Annotated in this window: 15 protein-coding genes; 8 read left to right on the forward strand and 7 right to left on the reverse strand. The window is 37.0% G+C overall.

From position 1 onward, the window contains the following. Positions 1-217: 217 nt before the first annotated feature. Positions 218-916, forward strand: coding sequence for an iron-sulfur cluster repair di-iron protein (gene ric / locus AC3ANV_RS22080; protein WP_488310800.1), 699 nt, complete (start codon positions 218-220; stop codon positions 914-916). A gap of 435 nt (positions 917-1,351) precedes the next feature. On the opposite strand, the gene moaA is transcribed toward ric, so the two are convergent. Continuing rightward, complete coding sequence (moaA, locus tag AC3ANV_RS22085; protein ID WP_488310801.1) at positions 1,352-2,368, reverse strand: GTP 3',8-cyclase MoaA; 1,017 nt, start codon at positions 2,366-2,368, stop codon at positions 1,352-1,354. A gap of 356 nt (positions 2,369-2,724) precedes the next feature. Here moaA and AC3ANV_RS22090 point away from each other — a divergent pair, with 356 nt between their 5' ends. Then, complete coding sequence (locus tag AC3ANV_RS22090) at positions 2,725-3,423, forward strand: Crp/Fnr family transcriptional regulator (RefSeq protein WP_488310802.1); 699 nt, start codon at positions 2,725-2,727, stop codon at positions 3,421-3,423. A gap of 59 nt (positions 3,424-3,482) precedes the next feature. On the opposite strand, the gene AC3ANV_RS22095 is transcribed toward AC3ANV_RS22090, so the two are convergent. Beyond that, complete coding sequence (locus AC3ANV_RS22095; protein ID WP_488310803.1) at positions 3,483-4,607, reverse strand: TIGR04053 family radical SAM/SPASM domain-containing protein; 1,125 nt, start codon at positions 4,605-4,607, stop codon at positions 3,483-3,485. Between the two features lie 211 nt (positions 4,608-4,818). Further along, positions 4,819-5,100, reverse strand: a complete 282-nt coding sequence (locus AC3ANV_RS22100; protein ID WP_488314301.1) for a metal-sulfur cluster assembly factor — start codon at positions 5,098-5,100, stop codon at positions 4,819-4,821. Between the two features lie 388 nt (positions 5,101-5,488). On the opposite strand from AC3ANV_RS22100, the gene AC3ANV_RS22105 reads away from it, so the two are divergent. The 3 genes from AC3ANV_RS22105 to AC3ANV_RS22115 all read left to right on the forward strand — a co-directional run bounded on the left by AC3ANV_RS22105 (position 5,489) and on the right by AC3ANV_RS22115 (position 6,765). Further along, positions 5,489-6,301 (forward strand): Cof-type HAD-IIB family hydrolase, encoded by an 813-nt coding sequence (locus tag AC3ANV_RS22105; protein WP_488310804.1) that lies wholly within the window; start codon positions 5,489-5,491, stop codon positions 6,299-6,301. Between the two features lie 109 nt (positions 6,302-6,410). Further along, entirely contained in the window at positions 6,411-6,563 is a 153-nt protein-coding gene (locus AC3ANV_RS22110; protein ID WP_488310805.1) for a hypothetical protein, read from the forward strand. 1 nt (position 6,564) lies between these two features. Continuing rightward, on the forward strand, positions 6,565-6,765 hold the full coding sequence (locus AC3ANV_RS22115) for a DUF3813 domain-containing protein (RefSeq protein ID WP_488310806.1): 201 nt from the start codon (positions 6,565-6,567) through the stop codon (positions 6,763-6,765). A gap of 298 nt (positions 6,766-7,063) precedes the next feature. Here the strand turns inward: AC3ANV_RS22115 and AC3ANV_RS22120 are convergent, their stop codons facing one another. Continuing rightward, complete coding sequence (locus AC3ANV_RS22120; RefSeq protein ID WP_488310807.1) at positions 7,064-7,477, reverse strand: Gmad2 immunoglobulin-like domain-containing protein; 414 nt, start codon at positions 7,475-7,477, stop codon at positions 7,064-7,066. 48 nt (positions 7,478-7,525) lie between these two features. Beyond that, on the reverse strand, positions 7,526-8,368 hold the full coding sequence (locus AC3ANV_RS22125; RefSeq protein ID WP_488310808.1) for a YitT family protein: 843 nt from the start codon (positions 8,366-8,368) through the stop codon (positions 7,526-7,528). A 126-nt stretch (positions 8,369-8,494) separates the two neighbouring features. On the opposite strand from AC3ANV_RS22125, the gene AC3ANV_RS22130 reads away from it, so the two are divergent. Next, positions 8,495-9,355, forward strand: a complete 861-nt coding sequence (locus AC3ANV_RS22130; protein ID WP_488310809.1) for a DegV family protein — start codon at positions 8,495-8,497, stop codon at positions 9,353-9,355. A gap of 77 nt (positions 9,356-9,432) precedes the next feature. On the opposite strand, the gene AC3ANV_RS22135 is transcribed toward AC3ANV_RS22130, so the two are convergent. Both AC3ANV_RS22135 and AC3ANV_RS22140 read right to left on the reverse strand, forming a co-directional pair. After that, positions 9,433-9,564: a DUF3941 domain-containing protein gene (locus AC3ANV_RS22135; RefSeq protein ID WP_488310810.1), complete on the reverse strand. Its 132-nt coding sequence runs from the start codon at positions 9,562-9,564 to the stop codon at positions 9,433-9,435. 72 nt (positions 9,565-9,636) lie between these two features. Beyond that, the gene (locus AC3ANV_RS22140; RefSeq protein WP_488310811.1) at positions 9,637-10,500 is read right to left on the reverse strand and encodes a CvfB family protein; all 864 of its coding nucleotides are present in this window, start codon (positions 10,498-10,500) and stop codon (positions 9,637-9,639) included. A 145-nt stretch (positions 10,501-10,645) separates the two neighbouring features. On the opposite strand from AC3ANV_RS22140, the gene AC3ANV_RS22145 reads away from it, so the two are divergent. Next, the gene (locus AC3ANV_RS22145) at positions 10,646-11,137 is read left to right on the forward strand and encodes a YajQ family cyclic di-GMP-binding protein (protein WP_488310812.1); all 492 of its coding nucleotides are present in this window, start codon (positions 10,646-10,648) and stop codon (positions 11,135-11,137) included. Positions 11,138-11,259: 122 nt separating this feature from the next. Further along, on the forward strand, positions 11,260-12,132 hold the full coding sequence (locus AC3ANV_RS22150) for an SDR family oxidoreductase (protein WP_488310813.1): 873 nt from the start codon (positions 11,260-11,262) through the stop codon (positions 12,130-12,132). The last annotated feature ends 30 nt before the right edge of the window (positions 12,133-12,162 follow it).

The following is a 12,162-nucleotide window of genomic DNA, read 5'->3' on the forward strand; positions in this document are numbered from 1 at the left end:
AATCGAAAGATTCCATCTACTTCAATACTCTTCATTATAAGACTACCGAAAAGTTAAAAACATATCAAATGTCACAATGTGAAGGGATTATGTCTGATCATTTTAAAATAAATAAATCATAGGATATGTGTGATTCACATCACCTAGTTTTTATCTGAATTCAATTATGCTAATTACAGAAATAAGCTACCTTTCAAAATTAAAGGAGGATTCCTATATGACATTTCCATTTTCAACAGATACATTAGTTAAAGATATTGTTAACGAATTACCAAAGACAAGTGACGTTTTCAAAAGGAACCGCATCGATTTTTGCTGTGGTGGAAATATTCCTTTATCACAAGCTGCTGCCCAAAACGGTCTTAATATGGACTCTTTAATAGAAGAACTAAAAGTGGTCTATGAAAAAAGCGGATCTGCTGAAACTAATTTAGAAGTATGGACCAATTCTGATTCAAATACGATTATTGATCATGTTATTACTCAATACCACCGTACAACTGAAGAAGAATTGGCGATGCTTAGTCCTTATGTAACAAAAGTATCACGTGTTCATGGTGACCATCATCCGGAGCTATTAAAAGTTTATGAACTCTTTTATGAATTCAAAAAAGAAATGATCGAACATATGGCTAAAGAGGAAGCTGAGGTATTCCCATTAATTAGACAGCTTGCCGATAATACGGTTGCAAATCGTGAGGATGCAATTGCAATGATTATTGAACTTGAAAAAGAACATGACCATGCAGGGGAAATTTTAAGAGAAATCCGTGCTGTTACTTCTGACTTTATGCTTCCGCTTGATGCTTGCGGTACGTACCGTTTAGTATATAAGCGCTTAGAGGACTTGGAAGGACTGACCTTTATGCATGTTCATCTTGAAAATAATATCCTGTTCCCGAGGTATCTGGTATAAGACTTCAAAAGGCCTGCTTTCAATAAGCAGGCCTTTTCAGGCAGAAAAAAGCTCTCTATCAAGAGAGTCAGATTGTCGAGAAAGGGTATTTTCTCGGCAATTTTTTATTTTGTCTGAAACTAAAATACCGATTTTTATTAATTGATTGTCCCTGTCAACTGGCCTGTTGATTGGAGCGGAAGGCGCGAAGACTCCTGCGGGAGTACGGGGCAGGGGGGAGACCCCGCAGGCGCCCAAGCGCCGAGGAGGCTCCCCTGCACGCCCGCGGAAAGCGAAGCGCCTGGAGCGCAAATCAACCGACATGTTGAAAAGCCTATAAATTAATAATACTATAATAAATTATAAATTAACGCGGTGAATTGTTAAAGAAAATGAATAAAATAAAAGGCTATCGAAAGTTTTTCGACAGCCTGGCTCTCTATCAAGAGATTCCTTTTAACCGCCTATATAGGACATTTCAATTTTCTTTCGATTTTTGTTTGTTTCAGCTGTCCTTTCATCTGAATACCTGTCATCTCTTCCGTTCCAAATTTCGGTTATACGATTGGATAATTCTTCGTCCGTCGCACCGTTTCTCATGAAATTTCGGATATCGTGACCATTACCATTAAATAAACATGTAAAAATCTGTCCATTTGCTGATAATCGTGATCGCGTGCAGCTTGAGCAAAACGATTCTGAAACAGAAGTGATGAACCCTACAAATACATCTGTATCTTTATAACGATAAAGCTTTGCCACCTCGCCAAAATAATGCGGATCCACTGGCTCTAACTCAAAATGTTCTTTTAACCTATCATAGATTGTCTTCTTCGAAATAACATCATCCATTTTCCAGCCATTAGTGGAACCAACATCCATAAATTCTATATAGCGAAGCTCCAAACCATTCTTTTTACAGTAATCTGCCATTGGAATTATTTCTGTATCATTTAGGCCCTTCTTTACTACCATGTTAATTTTAACGCCAAGTCCAGCCTGTTTAGCCGCTTCAATGCCTTCCAGAACCGGTTTTACTCCAATCCCGCGCCCGTTTATTTTCCCGAATAGCTCATCATTTAAGCTATCGAGACTAACATTAACTCTCTTTAGTCCTGCTTCTTTTAATTTCACTGCCAATTTCGGAAGCAGAACCCCATTCGTGGTTAAACCAATATCTTTTAGTCCATCAATAGTTGCAAGCTTTTTTACAAGTACAGGTAAATCTCTCCGAAGAAGGGGTTCTCCTCCTGTAAGACGGATTTTTTCCACACCCAGATTCACAAAAAGTCCGGCTAAACGTACAATTTCTTCATAAGTAAGTAAAGCCGTCTTTGGTAGGAACACAAAATCAGGCCCGAATTTATCAGCAGGCATGCAATATTGACAACGAAAATTACAGCGATCAATCACTGATATTCGCAAATCATGTAAAGGTCTATTTAATTTATCTTTAATAATGGTTTTTTCCATTTAATCAACTCCATTATTTTTAAAGGGCTTCCTATTTCCTAGTGTATCAAGAATTTATTAATAAGAGTGTTATTTTATTCACTGTTTGTTACCATAATATTTATCTTAACAGATGATTTATTAGGAACAAATAATTGTTTTTGGTCAATATTATTCCCCTTCCTTATAATTCAAACTTTTTATGAATCTTTCTTCCTGGATGAAGAATAATTTCCACTAAAAATTAAAGTAAGTTTTCACTATATTGTCATTGTTTACTTCGATTTACAAGGTCATCATGAGTTAAAATGTTTTTATAATGAAGTAAACTGTGAACTTTAATGACCGATTGATCATTATGATAGAGGTGAAGGTGAATGATGAATACAGTGAAACCAACCCATTCATTAGAAATAAAAGAATTACTTAAATTTGCTGACAGGAAATTTAGAAGTGAAAGAGGAACTTACTTATTTCAAGAAGGAATGTTTGCAGAAGAGCTATATATAATAATTTCGGGTAAAGTCCAAATCAGCAAAATAACCAGTGACGGACGTGAGCTTTCTTTAAGAATTTGCGGTGAAAATGATATTTGCGGAGAATTAACTTTATTTACCCAAGACCCTAAATATTTATTAAGTGCCAAAATATTGGAAGAAGGCGAAGTCGTCGCCATTAAAAAAGATGTTATTGAAAGTGAAATTTTTCAAAACAGTAAGCTTGCTTTTGAATTTATGAAATGGATGAGTGATCACTTCCGAAAAACCCAAACAAAATTTCGCGACCTTGTATTGAATGGAAAACGCGGTGCCCTTTTTTCTACACTCATTCGTATGTCTAATAGCTACGGTATCCATAAAGAGAATGTAATTCTAATTGACCTGCCATTAACCAATCAAGAGCTGGCAAATTTCTGTGGAACCTCTAGAGAAAGTACAAACCGTATTCTTAGCGATTTAAAGAAAGAAAACATTATTTCCGTTAAAAAAGGGAAAATTTCAATCTTGGATTTACAATATTTGAAGGATGAAATTGGCTGTGAAAATTGCCCGGCTGTTTATTGCAGTATAGAATAAAATTTTTTAGGGATGGGAAACCATCCCCTTTAATTATTTTGTTTCATGAAAATATGTTTTTATTGTCCTTGTTTTTCTCTTAAAGCCTTGGGAATATACACACAGAATGGCTCACTTTCAAGGTAGTCACCTGTCATTGCATATGCTCTTGACCTTGAGCCGCCACACACATGACGAAATTCACACACTCCGCACTTACCCTTATAAAGATCAGGATTTCTTAGTAATTGGAATATAGGTGAATTACGATAGATTTCTGCTAACGGCTGCTCACGAACATTTCCGGCATTTACGGGTAGAAGACCACTTGGGTAAACATCCCCTATATGTGATATGAAAACAAAACCATTTCCATCATTTACCCCTTTTGGTGCCCTGCCTAAACCATCAATGGAGCCTGTTAACCCTTGCTCAGTTAATGCATTTAAATAATCAATTTCAGCATTTTGCTCTCTCGCTTCCCGCATTTTTTGCTGAATAACTACCCTGCGGTAATGCTGTGCAGCTGTTGTTTTAATATCAAAGGACACTCTTTTACTAAGATCATAAAGCCATCTGAACACCTTTTCGTGTTCAACAGGAGAAATCATATCAGATTCTTGCCCTCTGCCTGTTGGAACAAGAAAAAAGACACTCCATAAAACACAGTTAAGATCTTCAACCATTTTCGCCATTTCATCAAGATAGTCAATATTGTATCTTGAAATAACTGTATTGATCTGTATCGGAATTTCAAGTTCATGAAGGTATTTTATTCTTTCCATTGTAAGAGCAAAAGACCCCGCAGTTCCACGGAAATGGTCATGAACTTCTGCAGTTGGACCGTCAATACTAAAAGCCCAACGAGAAAGACCCACTTCTTTTGCTTTCTCAATGGCTTCCTTTGTCACATTTGGTGTTGCACTCGGAGTCATGGAAACCCTGACGCCTTTTTCTACTGCATATTTGGCAATATCAAATACGTCCTCTCTCATTAAAGGGTCTCCGCCAGTAAATACTAGCATAGGATTATTCATTTCATATATTTGATCGATTAATTGTTTTCCTTCTTCAAATGATAATTCACGCGGATCCCTGCGATACTGAGCTTCAGCACGGCAATGAAGACACTTTAATTGACAGGCACGGGTTAGCTCCCAAATAACAATAAACGGGTCTTTATTAAAATCACGGCTAAAAGCCATATGAAACACCTCCTAAAAACGGCCATTTCAAAAACAACAGCCTTAATACTGTGTATTATAAAGGTGTTTATATTTGAAAAAAGTGAATTACTTCACTTAAGGTCAGTTATATTTGTCCGATTTGTGAAGACAAAACAAAAAACAGCAGAATTTTCTGCTGTTTTTAGGAAATCAGTAATCGGACGCTTGCACTTTTCTTATCATCAAATCCTTAGCGAATGCCAAGGGCAATTTTCGCATATCGTGACATCATTTCTTTGTTCCAGGGCGGGTTAAAAACGATATTAACATCCACATCTTTGATTTCAGGGATATCCGCTAATGCTCTTTTTACTTGATCTACAATTGTTCCCGCAAGCGGGCAGCCCATTGAAGTTAACGTCATGGTCACCATAACTTTGCCTTCTTCATCCATCTCTACATTATACACTAAACCTAAATTCACAATATCGATACCTAACTCAGGGTCAACGACAAGCTCCAGGGCTCCCATAATATTTTCTTTTAATTCTTCATTCACCTAAATCCACTCCTATTTCGTTTACTAACTATTCACTATAATAAAAGATATTTTTTAAACTTATTTTAATGTCCTCCCTTTTTGGCCATATGTAAAAAGGGAATATTATTTCTATCTTCGTTTTCTTCGATAACCTCTGTAAACAACTCCTGAAGCTATAAATAAGTATATAAGCAATTTAGACCTTTTGATGTGAATTTTTTTACAGTTTAGATATAAAATTGTTAACATAGTAATTATAGAAGGATGATAAAACAATTTTCAAGCCAAGTCTAATGCATAGCTGTAGTGTAACATGTAAATTTACTTTTTCCTAAAGCAAAGCTCTTATTGTTAAAAATATAAAAAATAAGGAGTCCTTATGGCAGAGAGACATTTAATTGCACTTGATTTAGATGGAACATTATTAAAGGATGATAAAACGATTTCTTTAAAAACGAAAAAAATTTTAGAAAAAGCTAGAGAAAAAGGACATATTGTTATGATTGCTACAGGCAGGCCATACAGATCCAGCGAAATGTATTACCGTGAGTTAGAATTAGACACACCGATTGTCAATTTTAATGGTGCTTTCATGCATCATCCCGGGAACCCCGGCTGGGGCTTTTATCATGAACCGCTTGATATAAAAGTCGCCAAGGAAATTGTTGATACCTGCAGATCGTATCAGTTTCACAATATTATCGCTGAAGTTATTGACGATGTTTATTTTCATTATCATGATGAAAAATTGTTGGACATTTTTGGTCTTGGAAATCCGAAAATTACAACAGGTGATCTATGTAATTATTTAAATGATTCACCGACAAGTATGTTAATTCATACTGAAGAAGACCAATTAAAGGTGATTCGTCAACATTTATCTGATGTGCATGCAGAAGTAATTGATCATCGCAGCTGGGCGGCACCGTGGCATGTAATAGAAATTATTAAAGCCGGATTAAATAAAGCTGTCGGCTTGAAAAAGGCCTCCGAATATTTTCAAATTCCATCAGATAGAATCATTGCTTTCGGCGATGAAGATAATGACCTTGAAATGCTTGAATTTGCCGGACATGGGGTTGCCATGGGAAATGCCATTGATAAGGTAAAAAACATCGCTAATGAGATCACCCTTACCAATGAAGAGGATGGCATAGGTGTTTATTTAGCCGATTTATTAAAGATAAAATAGTCATAAAATCGCCATTGTTTACCTAAATGAACTTCCCTAAGATGGAGCATACTATTTTTTGAGGCAGCGCTGCTGTTTCAAGAAGCTTGAGCATATTGGAGGGATTCGAATGGGTAAACGAAACAAATCAAAACGCTTTGTCCAACAAGGAAAGGATACAGTTAGTAAACATGATGAACGTATCCCATATCACATGACTTACGCTGAAGCGGAAGCTCAGAAAATGGCCAATGTGAATGAATCCTCGCTTGGAGGAATTTAAAATGGGTAACCAACTGTTCCAGGAAGCTAGAAGATTTGTGGAGATGGCGAAAACCGCCAACCCTGCTGACCGTGATACTGCAATTGCAAAGGCGAAGAATGCTTTAAGCTCTGCTTACGCTAATTCGACTATTGCTGAGCAAAGTCAGCTCCAACAGATGCAAAATGAGCTTGAGCAAGTAAATCAGAACCAATTGGATTGAGAAAAAAGCGGAAGCGCCCAAAACAAAAGCGCTTCCGTTTTTTTAAAGTATAAGTATAAATTTTTGACTTTGAGAATTGTCCAGCTTCAGCGCCCAGCGGCTAGTGTACTTCGCTCTTCTCCCTGCGATAAGTCAACATCGGATCGCTTCGCTCTCCGTGTTTCCTTTATCTCAGTCGAAGCGCTCCAGTCCATACGCCGCTAAACAGGGCGCTTGCGCTTTTCTTAGCAAATCAGAATTTATATCATAGAACTTCGTTAACTGTCCGGCTCCGGCACTAAACGGCCCTTGCGCTTTTTTAATAAAATTTTTGTAAAACAATTGGATATGAGTGGATAATTTGACCTTCATTGTTTCGCTCATAAAGGAATACTAATAATGAACTGTTATCCGGGAGTTTTTCATTGGGAATTCGGATTTGAATTTGAAATGGTTCCCAAATCATGTTCTTTTCTTTCATTACAACCTGCGTTTCCTTAATATATTCTACATGTCCATCTTCAACTGAATAATAAAATTTCCCCATTGTTGGTTTTGCTTTCCCGGTAACTAAATATTTCCCATCATTCCCCACAACCTTTACAGAACGGAAAATACTACTATTATCTTGAATATACAAATTTTCATTTATGCTTAGAGTTTTCGCTTTGGAAAATAATGCTGTTTCGTTAATTGGGTAAAAAAGCATAAAGGCAAACAATAAACTTCTCATCTAAAGCCCTCCTTGAATATTCAAGCTACATACAAATCTGTCTTCTTGTTAATCACGTCTAAAGAACCCATAAACACCATTTGTTTGAATGATATTTGTAAACGCATTAGGATCGACTTCCTTAATGATTCTTTCTAAATCAAATAGCTCATAACGAGTAATCACAATCATCATCATTTCTCTTGTTTCGTTTGAAAACGCTCCCTTAGCGGGAATCATCGTAATACCTCTGACCAGTTTTGCATGAATGGCTTTTTTTAGTTCATCGGCTTTTTTCGTAATGATCAATGCGGTAAGTTTGGCATGCCTTGTATGAATGGCATCTATAACTCTGGTTGATGTATACAATGTAACAAGAGTATATAAAGCTTTTTCCCAGCCATATAAAAAACCCGCCGTCGCGATAATAATGCCATTTAGTAAAAATAAATAAGTACCAACCGGTTTGTCTTTCATACGGGATAAGACCATGGCAATAATATCAAGACCGCCGGTAGAAGCACCCCATTTTAACGTAATACCGACACCGGCTGCTTGAATTACTCCTCCGAATACAGCATTAAGTAGAATATCATGTGATATCTCTTTTATTGGAATCAGTGTCAAAAATAACGAGGAGAGCAATACACTAAGAAAGCTATAAATCGTAAATGATTTTCCAACTTTTATCCACCCTAATATCGCAACCGGAATATTCAATAACAGTAATAAAAAACCCATCGAGACATTTAGCGGTGTATATTCACTTAACACTTTTGATAATAATTGAGCGATACCGGTGAATCCACTGGAATAAACATTTGCAGGTATTAAAAATAAATTCATCGAAATTGCATTTAACAATGCACCACTTACAACGATGATCACCTTTTTTGTTTGAAGCCAAAGCATTCGGCTATCCCCTTTATAATTTATATTGTTTGTTTTTTACTTCTTCAAACGAATTGATAATTGTTTTTTTACGTTGGAACCGATAAACTGAAACTAAATATAATAGCTTGAAAGCAGGTGAGCTTCATGCAGGTAAAAATACTGGCTGACAGTGCATGCGATTTACCTCTTAGTTTTTACAATGAAAATAATGTCACACTACTCCCTTTAAAGGTCCATGTAAACGGTCAGGAATACGAAGATGTTAAAAATATTGATTCGAAAACTGTGTATGATGCGATCCGCAGCGGGAGTGTACCAAAAACATCCCAAGTATCCCCCCTACTGTTTGAAGAAACCTTCACGAAAATGGCTGAAAATAATGAAGATGGAATCTACATAGCATTTTCCTCAGAACTTTCAGGAACGTATCAGACCGCTGTTATGATTCTTGACCAAGTGAAGGAAAAATATCCAAGTTTTAATTTAACGATTGTTGACACAAAATGTGCCTCGCTCGGTCAGGGACTAATTGTTAAGGAAGCCACTGAGCTTTCTGCAAACAATGTTTCCAAAGAAGAAATCCTAAAAGATGTGTATTTCAGAAGCCGGCATATGGAACATCTTTTTACGGTTGAGGATTTGGATTATTTGGCAAAAGGCGGGAGGGTTTCTAAAGCTTCTGCGTTCCTTGGTGGTTTGTTAAATATAAAGCCAGTCTTAAATGTCGAAAATGGAAAACTTGTCCCGATTGAAAAAATCCGGGGAAAAAAGAAAGTGCTGCGCCGATTAATCGAGCTTATGAAGGAACGAGGAACACATTTATCCGACCAAGTAATCGGTATAAGTCATGCAGATAATGAAGAAACGGCTTTGGAAGTGAAAGCCATGATTGTAGATGAATTTCACCCGAAAGAAGTATATATTTCCTCAATTGGTTCTGCGATTGGTGCCCATGCAGGTGCTGGAACTATTTCAATCTTTTTTTTAAATCAGCTGCCTTCATAAAATTTTTATACAAAAAACAGAGCGTGGGTTACCCCAGCTCTGTTTTTTTATTTACTTTGGTATATAGGCAAAGGCTTTTACTTATGATCCGTTTTCTTTGAATATTGATTTTTACCAGCCTGACGGTTTTTTTCGCGCATCATATTTTTTTCATGATGAAGTGCATTATTATCTTTTCCTTTTTTATCATTATCTGTGGTATGCGGCATATATTTACTCCTTTCAAAATCACTGTCATTCATTAGTGTAATCAATTCGAAAAGGAGTATGTAAGGTTTATTCTATTCTTTTTTGGCGTAGGTCCAGCTGCCTTCCTGGTAAACTTTGCCTTCCTTCATTAGTTTCCCAAGAGCCCGCTTAAACGCACCCTTACTTAAACCGAATCGTTCTTGGATATCCTCCGGCATACTTTTATCATTATAGGGCATAGCACCATTTCTGCTCATTAAATAGTCGAAAATTAGATCTGCGTCGAGGTCTTGAGCCTCCTCTTTTCTTGCAAGTAAAGAAACATTGATTGTTCCATCCTCTTTTACATCTATAATACGCCCTTCCACTTTTTCACCTAAACGAGGCTCTTGCAGTCTTTGAGACTCATGAATAAATCCTTTATAGCCCTCAATCGTATAAATCCAGCTTCCTACTTTTGCTGTTCTATATATGTGCCCCTGTACATTTTTGTTAAAATCGGATCTAGTAGCTTTGGTAGAAATTGATTGAATGATCTGGTCACTAGCGAGCCTAGCGTATAGAAGATAATTACGGTTTACCCTAAGCGTAATATAGACCAAATCCCCTACTCTTGGCCAGACTGACTTATGTACAGGCAGATCGTCAGCTCCTAATAAAATATCCTTATTAATTCCAATATCCAGAAAAACCCCTAATTCCGGATTCGTGTCGGTAACCTTTACCCAAGCATAGCGACCGATGGAAATCTCAGGAATTGTGGTTGACGCAGAAGTTCTACCATGGGAATCCATATAGAGAAACACTTCGACCCGATCCCCGTCTTCATATTCTTGTTTTGTTTCACTTTTATGTAATAAAACATCTTCCGTTCCATCTGTTAAAAAATAACCAAAATCTGCTTTACGGGCAACAGTTAATGTAGTTGATTGACCAATAAGTTCTTGTAGTGACATTTTAACTCCCCTTTTTTTGTTTATGGAGCTTTTTCCAATAAGTTGTTTGAACTGATATATTTTACTATAATGTAGCCATAAAGGGAAACTTTTGCAGGCTTGGGATTTTACATACTATTTAATAACAATCTTCGGAGGTATTGATATGTCAAAAGAAAGCTCATTTGATATTGTATCCAAAGTTGACTTTTCTGAAGTCACAAATGCCATTACACAAACGATGAAAGAAATTGGCACCCGTTACGATTTTAAAGGGAGTAAAAGCGATGTAACTCTTGATAAAGAAGAACTGGTCCTTGTTTCAGATGATGAATATAAAATGGATCAGCTAAAAGATGTTTTGCTGGGAAAAATGATTAAAAGAGGAATCCCCATCAAAAATCTCGATTACGGAAAAATCGAAAAAGCTTCAGGCGGGACTATTCGCCAAAGAGCAAAGCTTGTACAAGGTATTGATAAAGAAAATGCCAAAAAAATTAATACAATTATTAAAAATAGCGGCGTAAAGGTTAAAAGTCAGGTCCAGGACGATCAGATACGTGTTACGGGCAAAAGCCGTGACGATTTGCAAAAAATAATTTCTTTAGTCCTCGAAGCAGACCTTACCATTGATGTCCAATTTATGAATTATCGTTAATAGCAGTGACCTGACGGAAAAGAGTTTATTCTTTTTCGTCTTTTTATTGTATACGGACATCATAATTTCAAACTTTTATCTCAAACTAAAAAGTGTAATTAACACTTGGAGGTTATTATAAAATGAGCAGCAATCAAAATCAGCAAATGCAAACCTTTCCACCACAGCATCAAAACCACCAGCCAGGGGTAGAGAGTGAAATGAATCCCCGTCCCATTTCTGTCGATCCCAATTATAAACCCGGCGGAAAATTAGCAGGAAAAACAGCGATTATTACAGGTGGAGACAGCGGCATCGGAAAATCAGTAGCGATTTATTTCGCTAAGGAAGGCGCTGATGTGGCGATTGTATACTTAGAAGAACATCAGGATGCAGAAGAAACAAAGCAGCTAATCGAAGCGGAAGGGCGAAGATGCTTGCTTTATTCCGGAGATATCGGCAGTGAAGATTATTGTAAGGAAATTACCAATAGAACGATTGAGGAGTTTGGGAAATTAGATATTTTAGTAAACAATGCTGCGGAACAGCATCCACAGAAAAGCCTTATGAATATAACAGCCGGGCAGCTTGAAAAAACGTTTCGAACAAATATTTTTTCCTATTTTTATATGGCGAAAATGGCTCTTCCCTTTTTAAAAAATGGCGCCTCCATCATTAACACAGCATCCATAACAGCGTACGAAGGAAATGAACAATTATTAGATTATTCCGCAACAAAGGGGGCAATTGTGTCTTTTACCCGCTCTTTAGCAAAATCACTGGCACCACAAGGCATTAGGGTAAATGGGGTAGCTCCGGGACCTATTTGGACTCCGTTAATCCCATCAACCTTTCCCGCAGATCAAGTGGCAACATTTGGATCGAATACCACAATGGGAAGGGCGGGACAGCCTTACGAACTTGCGCCAAGCTATGTTTTCCTTGCCTCGGAAGACTCCACCTATATAAGCGGGCAAATGCTACACGTAAACGGAGGAAAAATAGTCAATGGGTAAGAACAAAAACGCACTGGAGTTTAGACTCCA

The sequence above is a fragment of the Neobacillus sp. DFD-2R genome, from assembly GCF_057747865.1.